General features: G+C 59.5%; 28 protein-coding genes and 1 pseudogene. 16 read left to right on the top strand and 13 right to left on the bottom strand.

All coding sequences use genetic code 11. The features are described from left to right. Nucleotides 1-13 precede the first annotated feature (13 nt). From FQ182_RS17810 to betC, 3 genes are all read right to left on the bottom strand, one after another. A complete protein-coding gene (locus FQ182_RS17810; RefSeq protein WP_149412802.1) occupies nucleotides 14-1,582 on the bottom strand; it encodes a SulP family inorganic anion transporter in 1,569 nt (522 codons plus the stop codon). 120 nt (nucleotides 1,583-1,702) lie between these two features. Continuing rightward, entirely contained in the window at nucleotides 1,703-2,638 is a 936-nt protein-coding gene (gene choX, locus FQ182_RS17805) for a choline ABC transporter substrate-binding protein (protein ID WP_149412801.1), read from the bottom strand. A gap of 15 nt (nucleotides 2,639-2,653) precedes the next feature. Then, nucleotides 2,654-4,168, bottom strand: a complete 1,515-nt coding sequence (betC, locus tag FQ182_RS17800) for a choline-sulfatase (RefSeq protein WP_149412800.1) — start codon at nucleotides 4,166-4,168, stop codon at nucleotides 2,654-2,656. 103 nt (nucleotides 4,169-4,271) lie between these two features. On the opposite strand from betC, the gene FQ182_RS17795 reads away from it, so the two are divergent. The 6 genes and pseudogenes from FQ182_RS17795 (at nucleotide 4,272) to FQ182_RS17770 (ending at nucleotide 9,987) form a co-directional block, all read left to right on the top strand. Beyond that, complete coding sequence (locus tag FQ182_RS17795; RefSeq protein WP_149412799.1) at nucleotides 4,272-5,222, top strand: LysR family transcriptional regulator; 951 nt, start codon at nucleotides 4,272-4,274, stop codon at nucleotides 5,220-5,222. A gap of 31 nt (nucleotides 5,223-5,253) precedes the next feature. Beyond that, a complete protein-coding gene (locus FQ182_RS17790) occupies nucleotides 5,254-5,580 on the top strand; it encodes a DOPA 4,5-dioxygenase family protein (protein ID WP_149412798.1) in 327 nt (108 codons plus the stop codon). Nucleotides 5,581-5,757: 177 nt separating this feature from the next. Next, nucleotides 5,758-6,735, top strand: a complete 978-nt coding sequence (locus tag FQ182_RS17785) for a 2-dehydro-3-deoxygalactonokinase (protein WP_149412797.1) — start codon at nucleotides 5,758-5,760, stop codon at nucleotides 6,733-6,735. A 1-nt stretch (nucleotide 6,736) separates the two neighbouring features. Further along, complete coding sequence (locus FQ182_RS17780; protein WP_133100605.1) at nucleotides 6,737-7,357, top strand: 2-dehydro-3-deoxy-6-phosphogalactonate aldolase; 621 nt, start codon at nucleotides 6,737-6,739, stop codon at nucleotides 7,355-7,357. Between the two features lie 46 nt (nucleotides 7,358-7,403). Next, nucleotides 7,404-8,552, top strand: coding sequence for a galactonate dehydratase (dgoD, locus tag FQ182_RS17775; RefSeq protein WP_149412796.1), 1,149 nt, complete (start codon nucleotides 7,404-7,406; stop codon nucleotides 8,550-8,552). A gap of 125 nt (nucleotides 8,553-8,677) precedes the next feature. Next, nucleotides 8,678-9,987, top strand: a pseudogene (locus FQ182_RS17770) (MFS transporter). A 60-nt stretch (nucleotides 9,988-10,047) separates the two neighbouring features. On the opposite strand, the gene FQ182_RS17765 reads toward FQ182_RS17770, so the two are convergent. The 3 genes from FQ182_RS17765 to trpB all read right to left on the bottom strand — a co-directional run bounded on the left by FQ182_RS17765 (nucleotide 10,048) and on the right by trpB (nucleotide 12,677). After that, nucleotides 10,048-10,491, bottom strand: coding sequence for an anti-virulence regulator CigR family protein (locus FQ182_RS17765; protein WP_149412795.1), 444 nt, complete (start codon nucleotides 10,489-10,491; stop codon nucleotides 10,048-10,050). 135 nt (nucleotides 10,492-10,626) lie between these two features. Beyond that, a complete protein-coding gene (gene trpA, locus FQ182_RS17760) occupies nucleotides 10,627-11,436 on the bottom strand; it encodes a tryptophan synthase subunit alpha (protein WP_149412794.1) in 810 nt (269 codons plus the stop codon). Continuing rightward, nucleotides 11,436-12,677 (bottom strand): tryptophan synthase subunit beta, encoded by a 1,242-nt coding sequence (gene trpB, locus FQ182_RS17755; RefSeq protein WP_133100601.1) that lies wholly within the window; start codon nucleotides 12,675-12,677, stop codon nucleotides 11,436-11,438. The genes trpA and trpB overlap by 1 nt, the downstream gene beginning before the upstream one ends. Before the next feature lie 114 nt (nucleotides 12,678-12,791). Here trpB and FQ182_RS17750 point away from each other — a divergent pair, with 114 nt between their 5' ends. Continuing rightward, nucleotides 12,792-13,688, top strand: a complete 897-nt coding sequence (locus tag FQ182_RS17750; RefSeq protein WP_149412793.1) for a LysR family transcriptional regulator — start codon at nucleotides 12,792-12,794, stop codon at nucleotides 13,686-13,688. On the opposite strand, the gene FQ182_RS17745 is transcribed toward FQ182_RS17750, so the two are convergent. Next, nucleotides 13,685-14,011 (bottom strand): YqjD family protein, encoded by a 327-nt coding sequence (locus tag FQ182_RS17745; RefSeq protein ID WP_149412792.1) that lies wholly within the window; start codon nucleotides 14,009-14,011, stop codon nucleotides 13,685-13,687. The genes FQ182_RS17750 and FQ182_RS17745 overlap by 4 nt on opposite strands. A gap of 156 nt (nucleotides 14,012-14,167) precedes the next feature. On the opposite strand from FQ182_RS17745, the gene FQ182_RS17740 reads away from it, so the two are divergent. After that, the gene (locus FQ182_RS17740) at nucleotides 14,168-14,383 is read left to right on the top strand and encodes a dodecin (protein WP_149412791.1); all 216 of its coding nucleotides are present in this window, start codon (nucleotides 14,168-14,170) and stop codon (nucleotides 14,381-14,383) included. A 118-nt stretch (nucleotides 14,384-14,501) separates the two neighbouring features. Next, nucleotides 14,502-14,726 carry a DUF1161 domain-containing protein gene (locus tag FQ182_RS17735; RefSeq protein WP_133100597.1) on the top strand — a complete coding sequence of 75 codons (225 nt, stop codon included), beginning with the start codon at nucleotides 14,502-14,504 and terminating at the stop codon, nucleotides 14,724-14,726. 62 nt (nucleotides 14,727-14,788) lie between these two features. Here the strand turns inward: FQ182_RS17735 and FQ182_RS17730 are convergent, their stop codons facing one another. Then, on the bottom strand, nucleotides 14,789-15,790 hold the full coding sequence (locus FQ182_RS17730) for an LLM class flavin-dependent oxidoreductase (protein ID WP_133100596.1): 1,002 nt from the start codon (nucleotides 15,788-15,790) through the stop codon (nucleotides 14,789-14,791). 221 nt (nucleotides 15,791-16,011) lie between these two features. Between FQ182_RS17730 and FQ182_RS17725 the strand changes: the two genes are divergently transcribed. Next, complete coding sequence (locus tag FQ182_RS17725) at nucleotides 16,012-16,443, top strand: OsmC family protein (protein ID WP_149412790.1); 432 nt, start codon at nucleotides 16,012-16,014, stop codon at nucleotides 16,441-16,443. Between the two features lie 141 nt (nucleotides 16,444-16,584). Next, nucleotides 16,585-16,824 carry a DUF1161 domain-containing protein gene (locus FQ182_RS17720; RefSeq protein ID WP_149412789.1) on the top strand — a complete coding sequence of 80 codons (240 nt, stop codon included), beginning with the start codon at nucleotides 16,585-16,587 and terminating at the stop codon, nucleotides 16,822-16,824. Here FQ182_RS17720 and FQ182_RS17715 read toward each other — a convergent pair whose 3' ends face one another. Beyond that, nucleotides 16,825-17,253: a hypothetical protein gene (locus FQ182_RS17715; protein ID WP_149412788.1), complete on the bottom strand. Its 429-nt coding sequence runs from the start codon at nucleotides 17,251-17,253 to the stop codon at nucleotides 16,825-16,827. It lies immediately after the preceding gene. Between the two features lie 42 nt (nucleotides 17,254-17,295). Continuing rightward, the gene (locus tag FQ182_RS17710; RefSeq protein ID WP_149412787.1) at nucleotides 17,296-17,709 is read right to left on the bottom strand and encodes a hypothetical protein; all 414 of its coding nucleotides are present in this window, start codon (nucleotides 17,707-17,709) and stop codon (nucleotides 17,296-17,298) included. A 59-nt stretch (nucleotides 17,710-17,768) separates the two neighbouring features. On the opposite strand from FQ182_RS17710, the gene FQ182_RS17705 reads away from it, so the two are divergent. Then, on the top strand, nucleotides 17,769-18,848 hold the full coding sequence (locus FQ182_RS17705) for an aminopeptidase (protein ID WP_149412786.1): 1,080 nt from the start codon (nucleotides 17,769-17,771) through the stop codon (nucleotides 18,846-18,848). Between the two features lie 118 nt (nucleotides 18,849-18,966). Here FQ182_RS17705 and FQ182_RS17700 read toward each other — a convergent pair whose 3' ends face one another. Beyond that, nucleotides 18,967-19,620, bottom strand: coding sequence for an HAD family hydrolase (locus FQ182_RS17700; RefSeq protein ID WP_149412785.1), 654 nt, complete (start codon nucleotides 19,618-19,620; stop codon nucleotides 18,967-18,969). An 8-nt stretch (nucleotides 19,621-19,628) separates the two neighbouring features. Continuing rightward, nucleotides 19,629-20,174, bottom strand: a complete 546-nt coding sequence (locus FQ182_RS17695) for a gamma carbonic anhydrase family protein (RefSeq protein ID WP_149412784.1) — start codon at nucleotides 20,172-20,174, stop codon at nucleotides 19,629-19,631. Between the two features lie 102 nt (nucleotides 20,175-20,276). Between FQ182_RS17695 and prlC the strand changes: the two genes are divergently transcribed. Both prlC and FQ182_RS17685 read left to right on the top strand, forming a co-directional pair. After that, nucleotides 20,277-22,328 carry an oligopeptidase A gene (prlC, locus tag FQ182_RS17690; RefSeq protein ID WP_149412783.1) on the top strand — a complete coding sequence of 684 codons (2,052 nt, stop codon included), beginning with the start codon at nucleotides 20,277-20,279 and terminating at the stop codon, nucleotides 22,326-22,328. Further along, nucleotides 22,325-22,597 (top strand): YheV family putative zinc ribbon protein, encoded by a 273-nt coding sequence (locus FQ182_RS17685; RefSeq protein ID WP_133100587.1) that lies wholly within the window; start codon nucleotides 22,325-22,327, stop codon nucleotides 22,595-22,597. Before prlC ends, FQ182_RS17685 begins: the two co-directional genes overlap by 4 nt. A 44-nt stretch (nucleotides 22,598-22,641) precedes the next feature. Here FQ182_RS17685 and FQ182_RS17680 read toward each other — a convergent pair whose 3' ends face one another. Next, nucleotides 22,642-23,298, bottom strand: a complete 657-nt coding sequence (locus FQ182_RS17680) for a dual specificity protein phosphatase family protein (RefSeq protein ID WP_149412782.1) — start codon at nucleotides 23,296-23,298, stop codon at nucleotides 22,642-22,644. 274 nt (nucleotides 23,299-23,572) lie between these two features. On the opposite strand from FQ182_RS17680, the gene FQ182_RS17675 reads away from it, so the two are divergent. Next, on the top strand, nucleotides 23,573-24,325 hold the full coding sequence (locus tag FQ182_RS17675) for a gluconate 2-dehydrogenase subunit 3 family protein (protein ID WP_149412781.1): 753 nt from the start codon (nucleotides 23,573-23,575) through the stop codon (nucleotides 24,323-24,325). Nucleotides 24,326-24,327: 2 nt separating this feature from the next. Then, complete coding sequence (locus tag FQ182_RS17670; protein ID WP_149412780.1) at nucleotides 24,328-26,112, top strand: GMC family oxidoreductase; 1,785 nt, start codon at nucleotides 24,328-24,330, stop codon at nucleotides 26,110-26,112. The last annotated feature ends 4 nt before the right edge of the window (nucleotides 26,113-26,116 follow it).

Raw genomic sequence — 26,116 nt, 5'->3', positions numbered from 1 at the left:
CAGTGGGCGGTATTCAATCTTCAAAGTTGATGGGGCACTTATCCGCCCCTTCCAGCTTTTTCAATTCTTCAACCACCTGCGGCCTGGCCCGGCGCAACGTCAGGCTACGCCCCAAATCCCTCAATCTCCGTGCTTCCTGGTGCAGCATTTCCACCCCGGAATAGTCGATAAAGTTGATCTGCTGCGCCTCGATCACCACCCGTTCGCCGTGCAAGCGTTGCAGTCGAACCTGCAGGTAATGGCTAGCGCCAAAAAAGATCGACCCGCCGACCCGCAGTACATCGTCGTCACCGTCACGCCACTGTTGTACCCGTGGCTGCGAAGTCCGCTTGAGGTAGAAAAATAGCGACGCCAGCACCCCGGCGTAGATCGCCGTTTGCAACTCCAGCAACAGCGTGGCAACGCACGTCAGGCTCATCACCAAAAACTCGGCACGACTGACCCGGAACAACGCACGAATGCCCCGATGATCCACCAGCCCCCAGGAAATCAGCAGGATGCTGGCAGCCATGCTCGGGATCGGGATATGCGCGATCAGCGCCGCGCCGAACACGGCGAACAGCGCCACCCACAGCGCCGAAAATACTCCCGCCAGCGGTGAGCGTGCGCCCGCCTCGTAACTAAGCCCCGACCGGGTGAAGGAACCGGCCGACAAATAGCCTGAGAAAAATCCTCCCGCGATGTTCGACAGTCCCTGGGCGCGTACTTCCTGATTGGCATCGAGCAATTGCTGCGAACGGGCCGACAACGAGCGGGCAATCGACAGGCTCGTCACCAGCCCCAGCATGCCCACCGCCACGGCACTGGGCAGCAGGCGCAGGATCGTGTCCAGATCCAGTGGCAACGGGCTAAACGGCGGCAGTTGGCCAATAAACGAACTGACCCTCGCGACATGACCGAACAGCGCCGGCCACAGCCACGCCACCAGAGTGCCCAGTGCCAAGGTGATCAACAGCGTCGGCCAACGCGGCAGCAGGTATTTGAGCAGTACGCCCACCACCAGGGTGCCCAACCCCAAGAGCAGCGATGAATGATCCCAATCCCCGGCGTGGTTGATCAGCGACAGCAGGCTGTTCATCGCAGTGGCTTGGCTCGGCAGGTCCAGGCCCAGCAGGTTGGGCAACTGGCCGAGGGCGATCACCACTGCGGCGCCCAGGGTGAAACCGAGCACCACCGAATGGGAAACGAAATTGACCAGGGCGCCAAAGCGCAACATACCGAGCAACCACTGGAACACGCCAGCCAGAAACGTCAGCAGCAGAATCAGGGTGATGTAGTCCTGGGAACCGGGCACGGCCAGCGGGCTGACACTGGCATACAGCACGATGGAAATCGCTGCTGTCGGGCCGCAGATCAAATGCCAGGATGAGCCCCAGAGGCAGGCGATCAGCACCGGAATAATCGCGGCGTAAAGCCCGTATTCCGGTGGGAGGCCGGCGATCAGCGCATAGGCAATGGATTGCGGCAATGCCAGGACAGCGCCACTCAAGCCGACGATAGCGTCCCGCCCGACGCTGGCGCGGGTTTGGCGGGGGAGCCAGCTCAGGAAGGGAAAGAGTTTATGGCGGTTGGGCCAAGGCATGGCGGGCTCGGGTTAAAAGGTTTGGGTCAGGGTATCAGTTGGCTATGCGTAGCAGCCGTCGAGCCCAGGCGAAGCTGCGTTTGCGGTGTATCTGACACACCGTAGACGCAGCCTGGGTCGTTAGAGCTTGGCTTTAATGGCGGCCAGCGCGTCCTGGCCATCCAAGGTCTTGACCCCTTCCAGCCACTTATCCAAAACCGCCGGATTGGCCTTGATCCACGCCTTCGCCGCATCAGCATTACTGACTTTATTGTTCACCACCTCAGCCATGATGCTGTTCTCCATCTCCTGGGTAAAACTCAGGTTGGTCAACAGCTTGCCGACGTTGGGGCAGGCCTGCGCATACCCCTTGCGGGTCAGCGTATAGACGCTGCCCGTATCGCCAAAGTACTTTTCGCCGCCCTTGAGGTAATGCATTTTCAACTGCACATTCATCGGGTGCGGGGTCCAGCCGAGGAAGGTAACGAAGCGCTGTTTTTTTACCGCCCGAGATACTTCGGCAAGCATCGCCTGTTCGCTGGATTCGATCAGTTTCCACTGGCCGAGGTTGAAGTCATCCTTCTTGATGATCTCTTGCAGCGAGATGTTCGCTGGCGCACCCGAACCGATGCCGTAGATTTTCTTGTCGAACTTTTCTGCAAATTTATTCAAATCGGCAAAATCATGCACCCCGGCGTCCCACACATAATCCGGCACGGCGAGGGTGAACTCGGTGCCGTCGAGGTTCTTCGCCAGTTGCACCACATCGCCATTGGCGACGAACTTGTCATAGAAACCCTGCTGTGCCGGCATCCAGTTACCCAGGAACACATCCACCTGGCCGTCCTTGAGCCCGCCAAAGGTGATCGGCACCGCCAGGGTATCGACCTTGGCCTTGTAGCCCATGCCGGTCAGCAAAAAACCGGTAATGGCATTGGTGGCCGCGATATCGCTCCAGCCCGGATCGGCCATCTTCACTGTTTCGCAACTTTGCTCGGCATACGCGCTGGCACTGCTCAACGCCAGTAGCCCGACGCCCAATGCTTTTGATAACAGGAGTGTGGATAACTTTTGCATGGCTTCCCCTAGGTTTTATTGGTTTTGGCAGGGTTGTGGATAACGTGCCTTGCGCTCCAGATCGTCCAGGTCGATGTGGTTGCGCATGTATTGCTGACTGGCATCCACCAGTGGCTGGTGATCCCAGCTCTTCAGCTTGCCCTGGGCCAGCGCCTCGCTCACCAGGCGGCGACGGCGTTGACTGGCGAGCACCTGTTGGTGGATCGCCGGGATGTCCCATTTGGCCCGTGCTTCGGCCAGGAATGCGTCGAACAGCGGCCGATGCACTGGTGAGTGGCTGAGTTCTTCCTGTTCGCGCGGGTCGTTGTGCACATCGAACAATAGGCAGGGATCGTCTTCGCTGTAGATGAACTTGTAGGCACCACGGCGGATCATCATCAATGGGCTGATGGTGCCTTCGGCCATATATTCGCCGAACACTTCGTCATGCCCGCCCTGCCCTAGCAAGTGCGAGACCAGTGAGCGACCGTCCAGTGGCAGACGAGCGTCAAGCTCGCCGCCAGCCAGTTCCACCAGGGTCGGCAACAGGTCGGCGGTCGATACCGCCGCACTCACACGGCCGGCCTTGAATTGCCCCGGCGCACTGACCAGCAGTGGCACCCGGGCGGCCATTTCAAACCAGTGCATTTTGTACCAGAGCCCACGCTCGCCGAGCATGTCGCCGTGGTCGCCGGAGAAGATGATGATGGTGTCGTCGGCAAGGCCGGTGTCTTCCAAAGTTTGCAGCAGCTTGCCGACGTTGCTGTCGATGTAGCTGCAGGCGCCGAAGTAAGCTCGGCGCGCATCGCGGATCTTGTCCACCGGCAGTGGTTTGTCCCACAGGTCGTAAACCTTGAGCAGACGCTGGGAGTGAGGGTCGAGATCGCTCTGGGGTGGCGTTGTGGGCAACGCAATGTCGTTGTCGTCGTACAGGTCCCAGAACGGCTTGGGAATGGTGTACGGGTCGTGCGGGTGCGTCATGGAAACAGTGAGGCAGAACGGCTGGTCGCCATCCTCGCGGATATGGTCGAACAGATACTGCTGGGCCTTGAACACCACCTCTTCATCGAAATCCAGCTGATTGGTGCGCACGCAAGGCCCGGCTTGCAGTACCGAGGCCATATTGTGGTACCAGGTCGGCCGCACGTCCGGCTCATCCCAGTTCACCGCCCAGCCATAGTCGGCCGGGTAGATGTCGCTGGTCAGGCGTTCTTCATAGCCGTGCAGTTGGTCGGGGCCGCAAAAATGCATCTTGCCAGACAGGGCAGTGCGGTAGCCGAGGCGGCGCAGGTAGTGGGCATAAGTCGGCACGTCAGCAGGGAAATCTGCCGCGTTGTCGTAGGCGCCGATCTTGCTCGGCAGTTGGCCGCTGACCAGGGTAAAACGCGACGGCGCGCAGAGCGGGCTATTGCAGTAAGCAGCGTCAAACACCACGCCCTGTGCGGCGAGGCGGCTCAGATTCGGCAATTTGATAGGCGAAGAACCGTAGAACGGAAGCATCGGCGCGGCCATTTGATCAGCCATGATGAAAAGAATGTTCTTGCGCTTCATGGTTTCGCGGAATTCCATAGTCGATGTTTATGCGAATGAGCATGCAGGCCATGGAAAACGTGGTAAAGCCCATGTAAAGCAATGTCTAGGATAAGCACAGCTTATGTATGAATCCCTTGGTAGCCTGTCGCTGGACCTGCTGCGTGCCTTTGAAGCGGCGGCGCGCCAACGCAGCTTTACGGCGGCGGCGATGGAGCTGGGTACCACACAGCCGGCCATCAGCCAGCAGATCAAGCGCCTGGAAGAACAGCTGGCGATTCGCTTGTTTGATCGCATCTACCGGGGTATCGAACTCACCGATGCTGGCGCTCTGCTGTTTGAGCAAGTGCAGGCGGGCTTGCAGAACATCAACCAGGGCCTGAGTGCCATCGCCCAGCAGGACCAGCACGAAGTGCTGCAAGTGGCGACGGACTTTGCCTTCGCTGCCTACTGGCTGATGCCGCGCCTGCACCGTTTCCATGAAGCCAACCCGCAAGTGGATGTCAGCCTGGTCACCAGCGAACGCAATCACGCCACCTTGCGCAGCGATATCGATGTGGCCGTGCTGTTTGGCGACGGTCGCTTCAAGCAAGGCGATAGCCTGTGGCTGTTCAATGAAGAAGTGTTTGCGGTGTGCAGCCCGCAGCTGCTCAAGGACCGCGCCTTACCGCTGCCCGCCCAAAGCCTGCTGGAATTCCCATTGCTGCACCTGCGTCAGGAAAACAACAGCCAGTGGTTTGACTGGAGCGGCGTGTTCCGCGAGCTGGGCATCACCACCGCGCCGACACCGGGGCAATTGCGTTTCGATAATTACACCCTGCTGATTCAGGCGGCAATTGCCGGCCAGGGCGTGGCCATCGGTTGGCGACACCTAGTGGATAACTTGTTGGAGCAGAAGTGGTTGTGTCGGCCGATTGGCAACACGGTGATTTCGCGTTTTGGTTATTACGTGGTGCTTCCCCAGCGCAAACGCCGTGGCCAGTTGATCGAGCGTTTCGTCGACTGGCTAATGGCGGAGCAGGCCAGCAGCGCGCAATCGCTGGCCGGTCTGGCCCTGCCGTCCATTGCGGTCTAGGATCTGCCAATTATTGAGTTCGGAATTCGTCATGCAACGTATCAAGGGCTACCACGCCCACATCTATTTCGACGCCAGCACCCTCTCACAGGCGCGCAAGCTCTGTGAGGAAGCGGCGCAATTGTTCCCGCTGCGCATGGGCCGCGTGCATGAGCGCCCGGTGGGCCCGCACCCGGACTGGAGCTGCCAGCTGGCATTTGATCCGGAATACATTGGCGTAGTCCTGCCGTGGCTGGCGCTTAATCGCAAAGGCTTGGTGGTGTTCTTGCACCCCGAGACCGGCGATGACTTGAAAGACCATACCGAGTACGCGATCTGGATGGGCGCGATGCGTACTTTGGATCTGTCGATTTTTTAACCACCGTCTTGTCACGTGAATCCCCTTTTTGCTCGCGGTAAAAGCGCAAAGAGTTGTAGGGCTCCGCTTGTAGATGCCCTATATATGGGACTGTTATTTATATATTGAGATTTTACTGCCCCTAGGTTTATATTCGCTCATCTGCTTTTTCAGCACCCACACACTTCAGGTGAAGCGATGCCGGCGCAATTGATCGCGCTCGATTGGGGAACAAGCTCCCTTCGTGCTTACAAACTCGGCCCAGGGGGCCTGGTCCTCGAACGACGCGCCCTGGCGTCGGGGATCATGCATTTGCCCAGCGAGCCTCGGGTCATCGCCGGCATTCGCTGTACCGATGGTTTCGAGCTGGCATTTGATGCGGCCTGCGGCGACTGGCTCGATGCTCAGCCCGGTCTTCCCGTCATCGCCTGCGGCATGGTTGGCAGCGCCCAGGGCTGGAGCGAAGCGGCCTACCGCGACACACCCGCCGATGTCGCCACCCTTGGCCAGGCACTGCAGGTGGTGCGTAGCCTGCGGGGTGTCGATGTGCATATCGTGCCTGGTGTGATTCAGCGTTCGAGTTTGCCCAATGTAATGCGCGGCGAAGAAACCCAGGTGCTCGGCGTGCTGCAAAGCCTGTCCGCCGGCCTCGACAGCCAACTGTTGATCGGCCTGCCCGGCAGTCATTCCAAATGGGTCGAGGTGGCGGGTGGCTGTATTACCCACTTTGACACTTTCATGACTGGCGAACTGTTCGCCGTGCTCAGCGAGCACAGCATCCTGGGCCGCACCCAACAACCTTCAAAACACTTTCAGGCGGCCGCCTTTGATCGAGGCGTGCAGGTAGCGTTGTCGGCCGCCGGCCAGATGGGCTTGCTGTCGACCTTGTTCAGCGCCCGTACCCTAGGGTTGACCGGTGAACTGGCGCCGGACGAGCAACCGGACTATCTGTCCGGGCTGCTGATCGGCCACGAATTGTCCGGGCTACGCGCTCGGTGGCCGGACATCGTTCTGGTGGGCAACTCTCAACTGTGCGCCCGCTATCAGCGTGCCCTCGAACTCTGCGGCTTCCCCCGCGTGACGCTGGCACAGGAGGCCACCGAGCGTGGCCTTTGGCAGTTGGCAGTCGCCGCAGGGCTGCTGCCTGCATCCGTTCAACCTGTACTGGAGGCCTGACATGCTCAAGCAAGCACTGACACACAACGGTTTGATCGCGATCCTGCGGGGCCTGCGCCCGGATGAAGCAGCAGCTATCGGCCAGGTGCTGTACCAGGCCGGGTTTCGGGTCATTGAAGTGCCGCTTAATTCGCCAGATCCCTACACCAGCATCCGCACCCTGCGCGACACCCTGCCGGCCGATTGCCTGATCGGTGCCGGCACGGTGCTGACCCCTGAGCAGGTGGAGCAGGTCAAGGCCGCTGGCGGCCAGGTGATCGTCATGCCCCACAGCGATGCGAAGGTACTGCGCGCAGCGAAAGCCGCGGGCCTTTATCTGTCGCCCGGCGTCGCCACGCCGACCGAGGCCTTTGCGGCGTTGGCCGAAGGCGCGGATGTGTTGAAGCTGTTTCCTGCCGAGCAAATGGGCCCGGCGGTGATCAAGGCCTGGCTTGCAGTATTGCCGGCGGGCACGGTGTTGTTGCCCGTGGGTGGGATCACGCCGGACAACATGCAGGTGTTTGTCGAGGCCGGGGTCAAAGGCTTTGGCCTGGGCTCGGGGTTGTTCAAACCGGGTATGACCGTCGATCAGGTAGCGAGCCGCGCCCAGGCTTATGTCGCCGCCTGGAACGCCTTGAACTGAATGTGTTTGGCGCCCCGGCGCTGCATCTGACAAGAGAGATAAAAAGATGAAAATCACCAAACTGACCACCTTCATCGTGCCGCCGCGCTGGTGCTTCCTCAAGGTTGAAACCGACCAGGGCGTGACCGGTTGGGGCGAGCCCGTGGTTGAAGGCCGCGCCCATACCGTAGCGGCCGCCGTCGAAGAACTTTCCGACTATTTGATCGGCAAAGACCCACGCAACATCGAAGACATCTGGACCGTGCTCTATCGCGGTGGTTTCTACCGTGGTGGCGCGATCCACATGAGCGCTTTGGCCGGCATCGACCAAGCGTTGTGGGACATCAAGGGCAAGGCGTTGGGCGTGTCGGTCAGCGACCTGCTGGGCGGCCAGGTGCGTGACAAGATCCGCGTGTATTCGTGGATCGGCGGCGACCGTCCGGCGGACACCGCGCGTGCTGCAAAAGAAGCCGTTGCCCGTGGTTTCACCGCAGTGAAAATGAACGGCACCGAAGAGCTGCAGTTTCTCGACAGTTTCGAAAAAGTCGACCTGGCCCTGGCCAATGTCGCTGCCGTGCGCGATGCGGTGGGGCCGAACGTCGGCATCGGTGTCGACTTCCATGGTCGAGTGCACAAGCCCATGGCCAAGGTGCTGATGAAGGAGCTGGACCCCTACAAACTGATGTTTATCGAAGAGCCGGTGCTCAGCGAAAACTACGAAGCGCTCAAAGAGTTGGCGCCGCTGACCAGTACCCCGATTGCCTTGGGCGAGCGACTGTTCTCGCGCTGGGATTTCAAGCGGGTGCTCAGTGAAGGCTACGTCGACATCATCCAGCCGGATGCTTCCCACGCTGGCGGCATCACCGAAACCCGCAAGATCGCCAACATGGCCGAAGCCTACGATGTGGCCCTGGCACTGCACTGCCCGCTGGGTCCGATTGCCCTGGCGGCGTGCCTGCAATTGGATGCGGTTTGCTACAACGCGTTTATCCAGGAGCAAAGCCTGGGCATCCACTACAACGAGAGCAACGACCTGCTCGATTACGTTCGCGACCCAGGCGTCTTCGACTACGACCAGGGCTTTGTGAAAATCCCTAATGGGCCAGGCCTGGGCATTGAGATCAACGAGGAATATGTGATCGAGCGTGCGGCCATTGGTCACCGCTGGCGCAACCCGATCTGGCGTCATGCCGATGGCAGTTTTGCGGAGTGGTAAGCACACCATTCAGTTGCTGAAAAAGTGCGGTCAATGTGGGAGCAGGCAAGCCAGCTCCCACATTCAATCCGGTTTATTCAGTAAGTCCGGCATCAGCCCTCAATAACCATAAGAAGAGGCACCCCATGCAACCTGAATCCTTCACCGGGAAGGCTTCTTTAGTCACGCCTACCCGCAAGCGCTATTTCATCATGGTCCTGCTGTTTATCACCGTGGTGATCAACTACCTGGACCGTAGCAACCTGTCGATTGCCGCCCCGGCCCTGACCTCTGAACTGGGTATCGACCCGGTGCATGTCGGGTTGATCTTCTCGGCATTTGGCTGGACCTACGCTGCCATGCAAATTCCCGGTGGCTGGCTGGTGGACCGAGTGCCGCCACGCATTCTGTACACCGTCGCTTTGCTGCTGTGGTCCATTGCTACCGTGATGCTCGGTTTTGCCGCCAGCTTCATCGCCCTGTTTGTGCTGCGCATGGCCGTCGGCGCCCTGGAAGCGCCGGCCTACCCTATCAACAGCCGCGTGGTCACCACCTGGTTTCCCGAGCGCGAACGGGCCACCGCTATCGGCTTCTACACCTCCGGACAGTTTGTCGGCCTGGCGTTCCTGACGCCGGTGCTGGCGTGGTTGCAGCATCACTATGGCTGGCACATGGTGTTTATCAGCACCGGTGTCGTTGGCATTCTGTGGGCGGTGATCTGGTACGCGGTATACCGCGAGCCTAGGGATTTCAAAGGGGTCAACGCTGCCGAGATCGAGCTGATCCGCGAGGGCGGCGGGCTGGTGGATATCCAGGAGCAAACCGCCAAGCGCAAGGCGCCTTTCAGTTGGGTCGACCTGGGTATCGTGCTGAGTAAGCGCAAGCTTTGGGGGATTTACCTGGGGCAGTTCTGCCTGAACTCGACCCTGTGGTTCTTCCTGACTTGGTTCCCGACCTATCTGGTGAAGTATCGCGGCATGGACTTCATCAAGTCTGGCTTGCTGGCGTCGCTGCCGTTCCTGGCGGCATTTGTCGGCGTGCTGTGCTCCGGGCTGTTTTCCGACTGGCTGATTCGCCGTGGCGCATCGGTGGGTTTTGCCCGCAAGTTGCCGATCATTGGTGGGTTGTTGATTTCCACGGCGATCATCGGCGCCAACTTTGTTGATTCGACGGCATGGGTTATCGCCTTCCTGGCCGTGGCGTTCTTCGGTAATGGCCTGGCTTCGATCACTTGGTCGCTGGTGTCGACCCTGGCGCCGGCACGGTTGCTGGGGCTGACGGGGGTGTGTTCAACTTCATCGGTAACCTGTCGGCGATCACCACGCCTATCGTCATCGGCTTTTTGGCAAGCGGCGATTCGTTTGCTCCGGCGATTACCTACATCGCGGTGTTGGCGTTGCTTGGGGCGTTGTCCTACATCCTGCTGGTGGGCAAGGTCGAGCGCATTGAGCTGTAGATAGCTGGTGAGTATCTGTGGCGAGGGAGCTTGCTCCCTCACCACCAGAGCACTTAGGCGTCAGTTCAGCACGCCGTCCAGAATCTGATAGACGATCCCGGTACTGATGGCGATCAACACCACATCCGGGCCCGAGCGCCGCCATTCATAGCCCTGGTAATACGGCAGGTGCGCTAGGGCGCGATTGTCCAGGCGCTCGCCGTAGTAGCCATGGGGCAGCGGCTGGCCTCTGACCAAGTGGATACCCCGTGGCGGTGGCGCGCCGCGCGAGAATTGTCCGTGGTTGTCGCGGATAATTTCCCGCACTGGACCAAAGTCCTGGGGCGGCCCGCCACGGCGATTTCCCTGGGGGCCGCGATGGTCATCGCCACGTTGCTCATTTTGGCCTTGGGGGCCGCCACGATCAGGTCCGCCACGCTGGTCGGGTGGCGCGGCCTGCACCAGGGCGCTGGCGCTGAGTGTCAGCACGCCTAACGCGATAATCATACGTTTGGACATTTTCATGGGTATTCCTCATTGCGCAAACAACAAAAAGGGATTTCGAACGAGGTTCGAAATCCCTTGGTCTTGCTGTTTAGGCCGTAATTGTGCGGCTTGATTCCTGTGTATCAGGAACTTTACCTACAGCTTACGAGACGCTTACTTGCGCGCGTTACGTACACCTTCTGACAGCGCCGCGCACAGGGTCAACACGCCATCAATCGCTTGTTGGTCGTTGCTGGCGTTGGCGATGTGATCGATCAGCGCCGAACCCACTACCACTCCGTCCGCCAGGCGGGCGATGGCGGCGGCTTGATCCGGGGTGCGGATGCCAAAACCGATACTGATGGGCAGGTCGGTATGGCGACGCAGACGAGTGACCGCTTCTTCGACGTGCTCCAGGGTGGCGGCACCGGCACCGGTTACCCCGGCGACCGACACGTAGTACACAAACCCCGAGCTTCCGTTAAGTACCGTTGGCAGGCGCACATCGTCGGTGGTCGGCGTGGTCAGGCGGATAAAGTCGATACCGGCGGCCTGGGCGGGGTCGCACAGCTCGCTGTTATGTTCCGGTGGCAGGTCGACCACGATCAGCCCGTCGACACCGGCTTCCTTGGCGTCGCTAATAAAGCGTGGTACGCCGTACATGTGGATCGGGTTGAAGTAGCCCATCAATACCAACGGCGTATCGCTGTTGCCCTGGCGGAACTCGCGGACCATCTGCAGGGTTTTTGTCAGGTTCTGCTTGGCCGTCAGCGCACGGATGTTGGCCAGTTGAATGGCTGGGCCGTCGGCCATCGGGTCGGTGAAGGGCATGCCCAGTTCGATCACGTCGGCGCCGGCACCCGGCAAGCCCTTGAGGATTGCCAGAGAGGTGTCATAACCCGGGTCGCCGGCGGTGACGAAGGTCACCAGGGCGGCGCGGTTTTGTTCCTTGAGTTGGGCAAAGCGCGTTTGCAGGCGGCTCATCAGTGTTTCTCCTGCTGGGAGTGCTCTTGTTGAGAATGTTCCATGTGGTGCATCACGGTTTGCATGTCTTTGTCGCCACGGCCGGACAGGTTGACCACCATCAGGTGATCCTTGGGCAGGGTCGGTGCGCGCTTGAACACTTCGGCCAGGGCGTGGGCACTTTCCAGTGCAGGAATAATCCCTTCCAGGCGGCAGCATTTGTGAAAGGCGTCGAGGGCTTCGTTGTCGGTGACCGAGGTGTACTGGACACGGCCGATGTCATGCAGCCAGGCGTGTTCAGGACCAATACCTGGGTAATCAAGACCGGCGGAAATCGAGTGGGCGTCGATGATCTGGCCGTCGTCGTCCTGTAGCAGGAAGGTGCGGTTGCCGTGTAGTACGCCCGGTACGCCGCCGTTGAGGCTGGCCGCGTGCTTGCCGGTTTCGATGCCGTAACCGGCAGCTTCGACGCCGATGATTTCGACGCTGGTGTCATCGAGGAACGGGTGGAACAGGCCCATGGCGTTTGAGCCACCGCCGATGCACGCTACCAGGCTGTCGGGCAGACGGCCTTCCTGGGCTTGCAGCTGAGTACGGGTTTCCTTGCCGATCACGGACTGGAAATCGCGGACCATTGCCGGGTATGGATGTGGGCCAGCCACGGTGCCGATCAGGTAGAAGGTGCTGTCGACGTTGGTTACCCAGTCACGCAGGGCTTCGTTCATCGCGTCTTTGAGGGTGCCGGTGCCGGCGACTACCGGGATCACTTCGGCGCCCAACAACTTCATGCGAAACACGTTGGCCTGCTGGCGCTCGATGTCGGTGGTGCCCATGTAGATCACGCATTGCAGGCCAAACCGTGCGGCGACGGTGGCAGTGGCCACACCGTGCATGCCGGCGCCAGTCTCGGCGATGATGCGTTTTTTACCCATGCGCCGCGCCAGCAAGATCTGGCCTATGCAGTTGTTGATCTTGTGGGCACCGGTGTGGTTCAGCTCTTCGCGCTTGAGGTAAATCTTGGCGCCGCCGCAGAATTCGGTCAGGCGTTCGGCGAAGTACAGCGGGCTTGGGCGTCCGACGTAGTCGCGCTGGAAGTAGGCCAGTTCTTCGTTGAAGGCCGGGTCGATCTTCGCTGCTTCGTATTCGCGGGCCAGGTCGAGGATCAACGGCATCAAGGTTTCCGCCACGTAGCGGCCGCCGAACGAGCCAAACAGGCCATTGGCGTCAGGGCCGTTGCGTAGATCGGTCTGGGACTGAGTCATGGGGCGCTCCAGGAAGAATTCGTGTGAGAGGCAATGACGGTCACTCTACCCCTGACGCTAGGCTGTGAAAACCGATAAGATCGCCACAATATGTCAGGAAAACTCACAGATATCATGAGCCGAGACCTTCCCCCGCTGAACGCCTTGCGCGCGTTCGAAGCCACCGCCCGGCTCAAGAGCGTCAGCCAGGCCGCCGAGCAATTGCACGTCACCCATGGCGCGGTCAGCCGACAGTTGAAGGTGTTGGAAGAACACTTGGGCGTGAGTCTTTTCATCAAGGAGGGGCGCGGGCTCAAACTCACAGATGCCGGCATCAGGCTGCGGGACGCCAGCTTTGAGGCGTTCGAGCGGTTAAGAGATACCTGCGCAGAACTCACACAAAGCAGCGCCGATGCACCGTTTGTCCTCGGTTGTTCAGGCAGTTTGCTGGCGCGTTGGTTTATTCCACGTCTGGGCCGTTTGAACGCTGAGTTGCCGGACTTGCGACTGCACCTGTCGGCGGGCGAAGGCGATCTAGACCCACGGCGCCCCGGGTTGGACGCCCTGCTGGTGTTTGCCGAGCCACCGTGGCCGGCGGATATGCAGGTCTATGAATTGACCAGCGAACGCATCGGCCCGGTCATGAGCCCGCGTTTTACTCACTACGAGCGTTTGCGTCAGGCGCCTGCCGAGGCATTGCGCAACGAAAATTTATTGCACACCACTTCCCGTCCTCAAGCCTGGCCCAGTTGGGCGCAACGTCACGGGATTGAGCCTGGCGCATTGAAGTACGGGCAAGGTTTCGAGCATTTGTATTATTTGCTGGAAGCGGCCGTGGCAGGTCTTGGGGTGGCGATTGCGCCTGAACCGCTGGTTGCAGAGGATCTGCGGGCGGGGCGCCTGGTTGCGCCGTGGGGTTTCAGTGAAACCCCGGCGCAACTGGCGTTGTGGCTACCCAAGCGCGCCGCCGATGGGCGCGCCCGGCAACTGGCGCAGTGGCTCAAGGCTGAGCTGGCGCGCCAGGACGTTTAGTCGCCGCGTTTGCACAGCAAGTAAGCTGCCAGCAGACCCAGCGCGCCAACGGCGACGCCAGCGGTAGTCCATGGGTGCTCTTGTGCGTAGTCCCGCGTTGCAACACCGGTTTCACGGGTTTTGACTTTGACTTCTTCGTAGGCATCGCTGATCAGGTGGCGAGAATGTCTCAGGGCGTTCTCGGCATTGCTTTTCAGGGCCTTCAGGGTTTTTAGCGACTCGTCCGATGCATCGTCCTTGAGGCTTTCAAGGGATTTGAGCAGGCTCGAAATCTCGGCTTCCATGCTTTCCAATGACGCTTTGCGTAAAGAGGTGTTGGCCATGTGGGCTCTCCTAGAGTGATTGAGTTGCGTGTGTTGATTCCGACTGCGGGGGCTTCAGAAAGTGCAGTAAATATGAACTTTCGAGTGGGGATAGTCGCCAGAAGCAGTACGAGAATTCACTGCTAGGCTTCATTTACGCCCATTAGGAGAAGCACCATGACTGATCATCACACTTACAAGAAAGTCGAATTGGTGGGCTCGTCGCCAACCAGCATCGAGGACGCCATCAACAATGCCCTGGCCGAGGCCAGCAAGAGCATCAAGCATCTGGAGTGGTTTGAAGTAACCGAAACCCGCGGCCACATCAAGGATGGCAAGGCTGCGCACTTTCAGGTCACGCTCAAGGTGGGTTTTCGTATTGCCAGCAGTTGATCGAGCCAGTTGAACTTGCGCGCTGGCCGATTGCCATAAACTTCGTTACAGCTTTTTAGATGCGCCGGCTCGACGAGGGCCGGCGTACTTTTTTCGAACAGCGCAAGGAATGTGACGGATGAAGAACTTTTTGTTGGCGGTAGGTTTGTTGAGCATTGCAGGTACGGCTCTGGCGGCGGGCAAACCTTGTGAAGAGCTGAAAAACGAAATTGACGCGAAGATCCAAGGTAATGGCGCTTCGGGGTATACCCTTGAAGTGGTGGACAAAGGTGCAGCGGCTAATGGCGAGGTCGTCGGCAGCTGTGAAGGTGGCACCAAGGAAATCGTTTACAACCGCGGGTGATTCCGTGTGCTTGCAGACATAAAAACCGACGCAAGTGCGTCGGTTTTTTTACGCCTGGGGGTTTAGCCCTTCATGACCTGCGCCAGCAGTTCGTAGGAATGAATCCGGTCGGCGTGCTCGTATAGGTCGCAGGTAAAGATCAGCTCATCAGCGCCGGTCTGCTCCACCAGCACTTGCAGCTTGGCGCGGATCTTTTCCGGGCTGCCGACCATGGCCAGGCCGAGGAAACTGCCGACGGCGTCTTTTTCATGGGGCAGCCACAGGCCGTCCATGGTTTTAACCGGGGGGCGCTGCACCAGGCTTTGCCCACGCATCAGCGCGAGGATTCGCTGGTACACCGAGGTTGCCAGGTAGTCGGCTTGTTCATCGGTATCAGCGGCCACCAGCGGAATGCCGAGCATCACGTAGGGCTTGTCCAGCACCGCCGAAGGCTTGAAGTGATTGCGGTAGACGCGAATCGCCTCATGCATCAGGCGCGGTGCGAAATGTGAGGCAAAGGCGTAAGGCAAGCCGCGTTCGCCCGCCAGCTGTGCGCTGAACAAGCTGGAACCCAGCAACCAAACAGGCACGTTGGTACCGGTGCCGGGTACGGCGATCACCCGTTGGTCGGGCGTGCGTGGGCCTAGATACGCCATCAGCTCGGCGACATCGTTGGGGAAGTCGTCGGCACTGCCAGAGCGTTCGCGGCGCAGGGCGCGGGCGGTCATCTGGTCGGAACCGGGGGCGCGGCCCAGGCCCAGGTCGATCCGGCCGGGGTACAGGCTTTCCAGGGTGCCGAACTGCTCGGCGATCACCAATGGCGCGTGATTGGGTAGCATCACGCCGCCAGAGCCGACGCGAATGGTCGAAGTGCCACCGGCCAGGTAGCCCAGCAACACCGAGGTCGCCGAGCTGGCGATGCCATCCATATTGTGGTGTTCGGCCACCCAGAAGCGGTGATAGCCGAGTTTTTCCACGTGCTGGGCCAGGTCCAGTGAATTGCGCAATGATTGCGCCGGGCTGCCGTTGGCGCGCACGGGTACCAGGTCGAGGGTCGAAAACTTCACGTCAGACAGGGAGGTCATAAGTCTGCTTCTCCAGTTGGGGGGCGCAGGCTTTTTTAGACGAGCCAAAACCTGCCGCTTCAGATGCGTGTTCTATGCAATGAGGGCATATACCCGAGATTCAATAGCTGACGTGAATTTGCCCACCCGATAAATGGCTTTGTCCGACAGGGTGAACTTTGCCAGAGCTTCTATCCTCAGAACCCTAAGCAACCGAAAACCACAGGCACGAGGAGACTGCTATGAGCATCAAAAAGAAAGCATCGGCGCATTGGGAAGGTGATCTGAAAACCGGCATTGGCTCCATCTCCACCGAAACCGGCGTCTTGCGCGAAGCACCCTACGGCTTCAAGGCCCGTTTTGAAGGTGGCAAAGGCACCAACCCTGAAGAACTGATCGGCGCGGCCCATGCCGGTTGTTTCTCCATGGCTTTTTCCATGATTCTCGGCGACGCCGGGCTCACGGCCGACAGCATCGACACCCAGGCCGAAGTGACCCTGGACCAGGTAGACGGTGGGTTTGCGATCACGGCGGTGCACCTGATCCTCAAGGCGAAAATTCCGGGCGCCAGCCAGGCGCAGTTCGATGAGCTGAGTAAAAAGGCCAAGGAAGGGTGCCCGGTGTCCAAGGTGCTGAATGCCACGATCACCTTGGATGGCACCCTCGTAAGCTGATCAACTCCCCCGACCCTGGGAGTGACCTCCCAGGGTCTTTTGTCTGCGTTAAATCAGCACTCGCGCTTCATAACTGTGGTCGAATACTCGACTGCAGCCTTGGCGCACACCCGTGCGCAATGCATTTAGGGAACTTCACTCATGAAACGTTTTGCCCTGGCGATTATGTGCGGTGTGCTGGCCACTTCGGCGCTGGCAGCCCCGAAAGACTGTGAAGAGCTCAGGAAAGAGATTGAAGTCAAGATCCAGGCCAATGCGGTGCCGTCCTACACCCTGGAAATCGTGACCAAGGAAGAAGCCGACAAGCACGACATCGCCATGGTCGTCGGCAGCTGTGAGAACGGTACCAAGGCCATCATCTACCAAAAAAACAACGACTGATCAGGGAATGCAGTTGATGCTGCGTTCTTCGGCCAGCAATTGCCGTGCGGCGTTGTACAGCCGAATATTGGGGGTGAAGGCCAACGAGCGCCCTTCCAGGCGATAGCGTTGGCCCGCCTCGAAATGGTCGTACTGCAAGGTGATGAAGCAGGTTCGGTCTTGAGGTTGGCTCAGTCCTCCACCCAGGCCGCCGCCGGAATACACCTCGAAATCAAAGCGCACCATTAACTCGTGGCTGCCGGGTGGTACCTGGAAGTAGCGCCCGTCGTTCAGGGACTTACCGTCCAAGCGTTGGGCCATTACCAGTTTGGCTCCCGGAGTCGGGGTAGCGAAGTCGACCCAGGCTTGCTGCGGGTCGACAGGAGGGATGGGGGTCGAGGCGCAGGCGCTGAGTAAAATCGCGGCTATGGGTAACAAAAGCTGACGCATGGCGGGCACTCGACTGTAGAAAGGAGTCCAGCATACCGCTGATCAACTTCGCTGGCAGCCAGCGGGCTGTGCCTGGGCAATGACTCTGTGATTACGGTCATACAGTTTGGCCCAGGGCCTAAAACCGGTGCTCCCAGCCTGTATCTGGTAACGCTCTGCAGCGCTGAAATCCTTGAATGTCAGGTTGAGTTGGCAATCTCGCCATAACGGCTGGGCGTCCGGGCCGATATTAGTGGTGTCTACGGCGAACTGATAGCGAACAGTCAGTTGGTGGCGACCAGGCGGCACTTCAAAAAAGCGTTTATCTACCGCCGCCTTGTCGTCGACTTCCAGCGCATGCAGCGCCGTGTTGTGACCGCTATCGAGGTCAATCCAGGCCTGGGCCGGGTCGGGGTCGGGCAATCCGGCGCAGCCTGTCAGGATCAGCAGGCCCCCCGTAAGCATGAACATGCGCATGGCGAAACTCCGTACAAGCGAGATAGTCTGGCGGGCAGACTCTGCGAGGAAGGGCGGTAATGGTTGGACGTTGGTGTTCACGTCATGGGGTACTTGATCGTCATTTCCGGCTTTTGTTTCCGGGGCTGATATTTTTGTTGCTCAACGGTTGTTCAAGCGTCGGCTATTACACCCAATTGGCCAGCGGCCAATGGCAACTGCTTCGGGCCCGTGAAGCGGTGACTGAGGTGATCGCCGACCCTTCCCGGCCCCAGGTGTTGCGCGAACACCTGGTCCAGTCGCAAAAAGCCCGCACCTTTGCCAGCCAGCAGCTGCACCTGCCGGACAACCAAAGCTATCGCCTGTACGCCGATATCGGTCGGCCTTACGTGGTCTGGAATGTCTTCGCCACGTCGCAATTTTCCCTGTTACCGCAGAACCATTGCTTCCCGATTGCCGGCTGCGTGGCCTATCGCGGCTACTACAGCCAGGGCGCTGCGCGGGGTGAAGCGGCGTTGTTGCAGCAGCAAGGCATGGACGTGTCGATTGGCGGCGTCGAGGCCTATTCCACCTTGGGCTGGTTCAATGACCCGATCATGAGTTCGATGATGGGCTGGGGCGATGAGCGCCTGGCCACGCTGATTTTTCATGAATTGGCCCATCAGCGGTTCTATGTGAAGGACGACACTGAATTCAATGAGTCATTTGCCACCTTTGTCGAGCAGGAGGGCACTCGCCAATGGCGTGCGGCCCGTGGTTTACCGCCGACTAGCAGCGCTGCGCTGAAGCAGCGTGATCAGTTTATCCAACTGATTCTCGACACTCGCAAGCGCCTGGAACGTGTATATGCGCAGCCGTTGGCGGCGGACACGATGCGTCAGGCCAAAGCTGCCGAATTTGATCGGTTGCGCAGCGATTACCGGCAGGTGCGCGACAGCCAATGGCAGGGCGACAAGCGCTATGACGCCTGGATCAATGCGCCGATGAATAACGCCCGGTTATTGCCGTTTGGCCTGTATGACCAATGGGTGCCGGCGTTTGCAGCGTTGTTCCGGCAGACGGGTGGGGATTGGCTGAAGTTCTACGGGGCGGTGGAGAAGTTGGGTGGGTTGCCGATGGATGAGCGCAAGGCGGCGCTGAAGGCACTGGAAGCTCCGTAGCAGTTGTCGAACCCCTGCGAGGCTAGGTCGGCCGCACCGCCGCTATCGAGCCTGGCGCCAGGACCGAGGCGCTCCCGCCACAGCCTCGCAGGGGCTCGACAGATGCTACGAGATTATTTCAAGGCCGAGGCAAAAACGCCTGGTGCAACTGCGCCAAGGTTTCAAAATGCCAGGCCGGCGCCTCGGCACTCAGCTCCTCATGACTGCCAAACCCATAACCCACCGCTGCCGCATCCAGCCCGTTACTGCGGGCGCCGATCAGGTCGTGCTTGCGGTCGCCGATCATCAGGGTGCTGGCCGGGTTCAGTCCTTCTTCGGCCATCAGGTGGGCGATCAGCTCGACCTTGTTGGTGCGCGAGCCGTCCAGCTCGCTGCCGTAGATCACCTTGAAGTGTTTGGCGAAGTCAAAGTGCCGGGCGATCTCACGGGCAAACACCCAGGGCTTGGAGGTGGCGACATATAGCTGCCGGCCTTGGCCATTAAGGGCCTCAAGCAGCGGCATGACCCCGTCGAACACGCGGTTCTCATACAGCCCGGTGACCTTGAATCGCTCGCGGTAAAAATTCACGGCCTCCCACGCCTTGGCTTCATCGAAGCTGTAGAACTGCATGAAGGCCTGGAGCAGCGGTGGGCCGATAAAATGTTCCAGCTTGGTCAGGTCAGGCTCATCGATCCCCAGTTTGGCGAGGGCGTATTGGATCGAGCGGGTGATCCCTTCCCGAGGGTCGGTGAGGGTGCCGTCCAGGTCGAATAAAACAGTTTTGTAGTGCATGGGTGTTCTTAACATTTGTCGAAACCTTCGGCCAGGTGCAGGTCCTTGAGCTTCACATAGTTCGCGGCGCTGTAGGTGAAAAACGCCCGCTCCTTGTCAGTCAGCGGACGGATTTGCTTTACCGGGCTGCCGACATACAAAAAGCCGCTCTCAAGCTTTTTCCCTGGCGGCACCAGGCTGCCGGCACCGATGATTACCTCGTCTTCCACCACCGCCCCGTCCATCACGATGCTACCCATGCCGATCAGAATCCGGCTGCCCACCGTGCAGCCATGGAGCATGACCTTGTGGGCAATGGTCACATCGTCGCCGATAAGCAGTGGGAAACCGTCAGGATTGAAGGGCCCGGCATGGGTAATGTGCAGCACGCAGCCGTCTTGCACGCTGGTGCGCGCCCCGATGCGGATGCGGTGCATGTCGCCGCGAATGACCGTTAGCGGCCAGACCGAGCTGTCGGCGCCAATTTCGACATCGCCGATTACCACCGCCGATGCATCGACAAAAGCCCCGGAGGCCAAGGCCGGCGTGTGATTCTGGTAGGTGCGAAGGGTCACGATAGGCTCTCTCTCTTCTGCTGATAGCTGCGGTGGGCGTTGATTGTAATTAAGATGGCCCCATCTTTGTTCTTACATGTTTCTTCAGCCAAGGTGCCAAACGTGAGCGCGAACAACCCTCTTCTGCAGTCCTACGACCTGCCTCCGTTCTCGGCGATCCGTGCCGAGCACGTGCAACCGGCCATCGAACAGATCCTGGCCGACAACCGTGTCGCCATCGAAGGCATCCTGCAAAGCCAGAGCAAAAATCCGACCTGGGCCGGCCTGATCCTGGCCATGGACGAACTCAATGACCGCCTGGGCGCCGCCTGGAGCCCGGTCAGCCACCTCAATGCCGTGTGCAACAGCGCCGAGTTGCGGGAAGCCTACGAGGCTTGCCTGCCGGCGTTGAGCGCTTACTCCACCGAGATGGGCCAGAACCGTGAGTTGTTCCAGGCTTTCGAAGCCTTGGCCAACAGCCCGCAAGCGGCTGGTTTCGATGTGGCGCAAAAAACCATTCTTGAGCACTCGCTGCGCGACTTCCGCCTGTCGGGTATCGACTTGCCGCCAGAGCAGCAAAAACGCTACGCCCAAGTGCAGAGCAAGCTGTCGGAGCTGGGCAGCCGCTTCTCCAACCAGTTGTTGGACGCTACCCAGGCCTGGACCAAACACGTCACCGATGAAGCCACCCTCGCCGGCCTGACCGATTCTGCCAAGGCGCAGATGGCTGCCGCCGCTCAGGCCAAGGGCCAGGACGGCTGGCTGATCACCCTGGAATTCCCCAGCTACTACGCGGTGATGACCTACGCCCACGACCGCGCCCTGCGCGAGGAAATCTACGCCGCCTACTGCACCCGTGCATCGGACCAAGGCCCGAATGCCGGTCAGAACGATAACGGCCCGGTGATGGAACAAATCCTCGACCTGCGTCAGGAGCTTGCTCAACTGCTGGGTTTCGCCTCGTTCTCCGAACTCAGCCTGGCCACCAAAATGGCCGAGTCCAGCGACCAGGTGCTGAGCTTCCTGCGAGACCTGGCCAAGCGCAGCAAGCCGTTTGCTACCCAGGACCTGCAACAGCTCAAGGCCTACGCCGCCGAACAAGGCTGCCCGGACCTGCAAAGCTGGGACAGCGGTTTCTACGGTGAAAAGCTGCGTGAACAGCGTTACAGCGTGGCCCAGGAAGCCCTGCGCGCCTACTTCCCTATCGACAAGGTACTTGGTGGCCTGTTCGCCATTGTCCAGCGTCTGTATGGCATTGAGATCGCCGAGCAGAAAGGCTTCGACACCTGGCACCCGGATGTTCGCCTGTTCGAAATCAAGGAAAACGGTCAGCACGTCGGCCGCTTCTTCTTCGACCTGTATGCCCGCGCCAATAAGCGTGGTGGTGCCTGGATGGACGGCGCCCGTGATCGGCGCCGCACTATTGATGGCGTGCTGCAGAGCCCGGTGGCCAACCTGGTGTGCAATTTCACCCCGGCCGACAGCGGCAAGCCTGCGCTGCTGACCCATGATGAAGTGACGACGCTGTTCCACGAGTTCGGCCACGGCCTGCATCACCTGCTGACCCGCGTCGAACATGCTGGCGTGTCCGGTATTAACGGTGTGGCCTGGGATGCGGTAGAGCTGCCGAGCCAGTTCATGGAGAACTGGTGCTGGGAACCAGAAGGTTTGGCGCTGATTTCCGGTCACTACGAAACCGGTGAGCCGCTGCCTCAGGACCTGCTGGAAAAAATGCTTGCGGCGAAAAATTTCCAGTCCGGCCTGATGATGGTGCGCCAACTGGAGTTCTCCCTGTTCGACTTCGAACTGCACGCCACCCACGGTGATGGCCGCAGCGTGTTGCAAGTGCTCGAAGGCGTGCGCGACGAAGTCTCGGTGATGCGCCCGCCTGCCTACAACCGCTTCCCTAACAGCTTTGCCCACATCTTTGCCGGCGGTTACGCGGCGGGTTATTACAGCTACAAGTGGGCAGAAGTACTGTCCGCCGATGCCTTCTCCAAGTTTGAAGAAGACGGCGTGCTCAATGCCGAGACTGGCCGGGCATTTCGCGAAGCGATCCTGGCTCGTGGCGGTTCACAGGCGCCGATGGTGCTGTTCGTCGACTTTCGCGGACGTGCGCCCTCGATTGACGCACTCTTGCGCCACAGCGGCCTGAGTGAGGACGCGGCAGCATGAGTGACGGACCTGTGAAAACCAAAAAACGCTTTATCGCCGGGGCGGTCTGCCCGGCGTGCAGCGAGCCAGACAAGTTGATGATGTGGAGCGAAGACGACGTACCGCACCGCGAGTGCGTGGCCTGCGGTTACTCCGACACGCTCAATGAACAAGGCCTGTCGGTGCCCAAGGAATTGGGTACGCGGGTGAACACGTCGGCGTTGAAAGTGCCGGATGCCAAGGTGCAAGCGGTGCAGTTTTTCCCCAATCCGAAACTGAAAAAACACTGACTCCATGTAGAAGCGAGCTTGCGCCGCCCGGAGCAAGCTCGCACCTACAAGGTGTTTGGTTCCTTGCTCCCCGTATTAATCCAACTCTTCATCGAGCACAGTGCAAACGCGCTGGTGCTGCAATCACCATTGGCCAGCGCTGTACGCAGTTTGTCGACATTGGCCTGCATCATGTAGCGAACGCCGTCCTTAAAGCCGTTGCTGGTGCCAAAACCGCCCAAGGTCATTTCGTTCAGCGCGTCTTCCTTGCTCCATCCCTGGACTACCACCCGATACATCGCGGCCATCAACCCGGTGCGGTCGGAGCCGTGTTTGCAGTGCATCAACACCGCGCCGTCAGCTTGTGCGTCCTGAATGGCCCGCAGGGCTGCCAGTACGTCGCTGTCGTCGACATGGTTGGTGCGATAGGCCAGTTGCACTTGTTTGATGCCCGGCGATTTCAGCCAGTTGGCATCAGATTCGGGCAGAAAATTGATCACTGTACCGATCTTGAGTTTTTCCAAGACAGGAACCGCGCTGCTGTCAGGTAACGCGCTGCGATAGAGCGTAGGTGACATTTGATACAGGTTATATTGGTTTCCCACCGGCTGTGCCCATTCCGGTGAGCGAATGGGTGCGGCGTCGTCAGCCTGGGCGTGGCTGATGGTGAACAGCGCCATGCACGCGATGTATAAGGCCGGCAGTAATTGATTCTTGAGCATGCGCGATGTAACCGAATAGGGAGATGGCTGATGGGCTCAGATTCGCCTAGGGGCGGTCAATGCGGCGTGAGGTGCTCGTCAAAGAATCGTGAACTGCTGCTGTCTTTTAATGCTGAATCGATTCTCTCAATGCTTAGGCTGCTATCATTTGTAACTATTGATTGCCGCTGTGTTCTATCCCCTTGGGTCCTTTGGATCCCCATTTTCTGCCAAAACGATAAGTCGCTCCTTAGAAGCGGCTGACAAACCTGTGACCACATGATGAGGTGCCACCATGTCTGATCAAGATCGAGACAACCCCCGGCGTGAGTTTTTGCGCAAATCCTTGACCTTGATCCCGGTGGTCACTGTTGCCAGCACGGGCCTGGGCGGTTCGGTGCTGATGGCTACGTCCGAGCCTGCTCAAGCCAGTCCGGCCAAGGCCTCTGTCAGTAGCAAGGCTTACGAGCCGAGCTATTTCACTGCCGAAGAATGGGCCTTTATCAATGCCGCTGTCGCTCGCTTGATCCCGGCTGATGCACAAGGCCCTGGTGCGCTGGAAGCCGGTGCGCCGGAATACATCGACCGCCAGATGAACACCCCATACGCCAGCGGCGCCCTGTGGTTTATGCAAGGTCCGTTCAACGCCGACGCACCGCCGGAGATGGGTTGGCAGAGCAAATTGGTGCCCAAGGAAATCTATCGCCTAGGTATTGCTGCCACGGATGCGTGGTCGAAAGCGTTCAACGGTAAAGCTTTTGCTGCGCAAGACAGCGCTACCCAGGACGATATGCTCAAGCGCCTGGAAGCCGGCGGCGGTGAAACCGCTGTGCATTTTGACGCCGTGCCGTCGAAGATTTTCTTCAACTTGTTGCTGCAAAACACCAAGGAAGGGTTCTTCTGCGACCCGATCCACGGTGGCAACAAAGGCATGGTCGGCTGGACCATGATCGGCTTCCCCGGCGCCCGCGCCGATTTCATGGATTGGGTTGAACGCAACGAGCAATACCCCTTCCCGGCTGTTTCCATCCGTGGCGAGAGGGCATAAGCGTGGCGACCATCATGAAGAAAGTGGATGCGGTCATCGTCGGCTTCGGCTGGACCGGCGCGATCATGGCCAAGGAACTGACTGAAGCGGGCTTGCACGTTGTTGCGCTTGAGCGTGGGCCGATGCAGGACACCTACCCGGACGGCAACTACCCGCAAGTTATTGACGAACTGACCTACAGCGTTCGCAAAAAACTCTTCCAGGATATCTCCAAGGAGACGGTGACTATTCGTCATAGCGTGAATGACGTTGCCTTGCCTAATCGTCAGTTGGGCGCCTTCCTGCCGGGTAATGGTGTCGGCGGTGCGGGGTTGCACTGGTCGGGCGTGCACTTTCGTGTCGACCCCATCGAGTTGCGCATGCGCAGCCACTACGAAGAGCGCTACGGGAAAAGCTTCATTCCCAAGGACATGACCATCCAGGATTTCGGCGTCAGCTATGAAGAGCTGGAACCGTTCTTTGACTACGCCGAGAAAGTCTTTGGCACCTCTGGCCAGGCCTGGACGGTGCAAGGTCAGTTGGTGGGCGAAGGCCGTGGCGGCAACCCCTATGCGCCAGACCGTTCGAACCATTTCCCCCTGGAGTCGCAGAAAAATACCTACTCCGCGCAGCTGTTCCAGCAAGCGGCCAATGCCGTGGGCTACAAACCCTACAACCTGCCATCAGCCAATACCTCGGGGCCCTACACCAACCCCTATGGCGCGCAGATGGGCCCGTGCAACTTCTGCGGCTTCTGCAGTGGCTACGTTTGCTACATGTACTCCAAGGCCTCACCGAACGTGAACATCCTGCCGGCCCTCAAGCAGGTGCCGAACTTTGAATTGCGGCCCAACTCCCACGTGTTGAAGGTCAATCTCGACAGCACCAAGAGCAAAGCCACCGGTGTGACCTACATCGACGCCCAAGGCCGGGAAATCGAGCAACCAGCGGACTTGGTGATCCTCGGCGCGTTCCAGTTCCACAACGTGCGCTTGATGCTGCTCTCGGGTATCGGCAAGCCCTACGACCCGATTTCCGGGGAAGGCGTGGTGGGCAAGAACTTCGCCTACCAGAACATGGCCACCATCAAGGCCTTCTTCGATAAAGACGTGCACACCAACAACTTTATCGGCGCCGGCGGCAACGGCGTGGCGGTGGATGATTTCAACGCCGACAACTTCGACCACGGGCCTCACGGCTTTGTCGGTGGTTCGCCGATGTGGGTCAACCAGGCCGGGAGCCGACCGATTGCCGGCACCTCCAACCCACCCGGCACCCCGGCTTGGGGCAGTGCCTGGAAACGTGCTACTGCCGATTACTACACCCACCAGGTGTCGATGGACGCCCACGGCGCCCATCAATCCTACCGAGGCAACTACCTCGATCTGGACCCGGTTTACCGCGATGCCTACGGCCTGCCTCTGCTGCGTATGACCTTCGACTGGCAGGAAAACGACATCAAGATGAACCGCTTCATGGTCGAGAAAATGGGCAAGATCGCCGAGGCGATGAACCCCAAGGCCATCGCGTTGCTGGGTAAAAAGGTGGGTGATCACTTCAACACTGCGTCCTACCAGACCACCCACCTCAACGGTGGCGCAATCATGGGCACCGACCCGAAAACCAGTGCCTTGAACCGTTACCTGCAGTGTTGGGATGTGCACAACGTGTTCGTCCCTGGCGCGTCTGCGTTCCCACAAGGCTTGGGTTACAACCCTACGGGCCTGGTAGCGGCGCTGACCTACTGGTCGGCACGGGCGATTCGCGAGCAGTACTTGAAAAACCCCGGCCCGCTGGTTCAGGCATAAGGAG

Source organism: Pseudomonas sp. ANT_H4 (assembly GCF_008369295.1).
Lineage (GTDB): Bacteria > Pseudomonadota > Gammaproteobacteria > Pseudomonadales > Pseudomonadaceae > Aquipseudomonas.
This window is presented reverse-complemented; position numbering and strand designations above follow the sequence as displayed.

Coding starts and splice junctions, on each gene's coding strand:
- FQ182_RS17795 (WP_149412799.1), top strand. CDS start 4,272: ATGTATGAATCCCTTGGTAGCCTGTCGCTGGACCTGCTGCGTGCCTTT.
- choX (WP_149412801.1), bottom strand. CDS start 2,638: ATGCAAAAGTTATCCACACTCCTGTTATCAAAAGCATTGGGCGTCGGG.
- FQ182_RS17715 (WP_149412788.1), bottom strand. CDS start 17,253: ATGCGTCAGCTTTTGTTACCCATAGCCGCGATTTTACTCAGCGCCTGC.
- FQ182_RS17750 (WP_149412793.1), top strand. CDS start 12,792: ATGAGCCGAGACCTTCCCCCGCTGAACGCCTTGCGCGCGTTCGAAGCC.
- betC (WP_149412800.1), bottom strand. CDS start 4,168: ATGAAGCGCAAGAACATTCTTTTCATCATGGCTGATCAAATGGCCGCG.
- FQ182_RS17780 (WP_133100605.1), top strand. CDS start 6,737: ATGCTCAAGCAAGCACTGACACACAACGGTTTGATCGCGATCCTGCGG.
- FQ182_RS17700 (WP_149412785.1), bottom strand. CDS start 19,620: ATGCACTACAAAACTGTTTTATTCGACCTGGACGGCACCCTCACCGAC.
- FQ182_RS17710 (WP_149412787.1), bottom strand. CDS start 17,709: ATGCGCATGTTCATGCTTACGGGGGGCCTGCTGATCCTGACAGGCTGC.
- FQ182_RS17675 (WP_149412781.1), top strand. CDS start 23,573: ATGTCTGATCAAGATCGAGACAACCCCCGGCGTGAGTTTTTGCGCAAA.
- FQ182_RS17785 (WP_149412797.1), top strand. CDS start 5,758: ATGCCGGCGCAATTGATCGCGCTCGATTGGGGAACAAGCTCCCTTCGT.
- FQ182_RS17735 (WP_133100597.1), top strand. CDS start 14,502: ATGAAGAACTTTTTGTTGGCGGTAGGTTTGTTGAGCATTGCAGGTACG.
- FQ182_RS17765 (WP_149412795.1), bottom strand. CDS start 10,491: ATGAAAATGTCCAAACGTATGATTATCGCGTTAGGCGTGCTGACACTC.
- trpB (WP_133100601.1), bottom strand. CDS start 12,677: ATGACTCAGTCCCAGACCGATCTACGCAACGGCCCTGACGCCAATGGC.
- FQ182_RS17720 (WP_149412789.1), top strand. CDS start 16,585: ATGAAACGTTTTGCCCTGGCGATTATGTGCGGTGTGCTGGCCACTTCG.
- FQ182_RS17740 (WP_149412791.1), top strand. CDS start 14,168: ATGACTGATCATCACACTTACAAGAAAGTCGAATTGGTGGGCTCGTCG.
- FQ182_RS17730 (WP_133100596.1), bottom strand. CDS start 15,790: ATGACCTCCCTGTCTGACGTGAAGTTTTCGACCCTCGACCTGGTACCC.
- FQ182_RS17810 (WP_149412802.1), bottom strand. CDS start 1,582: ATGCCTTGGCCCAACCGCCATAAACTCTTTCCCTTCCTGAGCTGGCTC.
- dgoD (WP_149412796.1), top strand. CDS start 7,404: ATGAAAATCACCAAACTGACCACCTTCATCGTGCCGCCGCGCTGGTGC.
- FQ182_RS17685 (WP_133100587.1), top strand. CDS start 22,325: ATGAGTGACGGACCTGTGAAAACCAAAAAACGCTTTATCGCCGGGGCG.
- trpA (WP_149412794.1), bottom strand. CDS start 11,436: ATGAGCCGCCTGCAAACGCGCTTTGCCCAACTCAAGGAACAAAACCGC.
- FQ182_RS17790 (WP_149412798.1), top strand. CDS start 5,254: ATGCAACGTATCAAGGGCTACCACGCCCACATCTATTTCGACGCCAGC.
- FQ182_RS17705 (WP_149412786.1), top strand. CDS start 17,769: ATGGTTGGACGTTGGTGTTCACGTCATGGGGTACTTGATCGTCATTTC.
- FQ182_RS17680 (WP_149412782.1), bottom strand. CDS start 23,298: ATGCTCAAGAATCAATTACTGCCGGCCTTATACATCGCGTGCATGGCG.
- FQ182_RS17725 (WP_149412790.1), top strand. CDS start 16,012: ATGAGCATCAAAAAGAAAGCATCGGCGCATTGGGAAGGTGATCTGAAA.
- FQ182_RS17745 (WP_149412792.1), bottom strand. CDS start 14,011: ATGGCCAACACCTCTTTACGCAAAGCGTCATTGGAAAGCATGGAAGCC.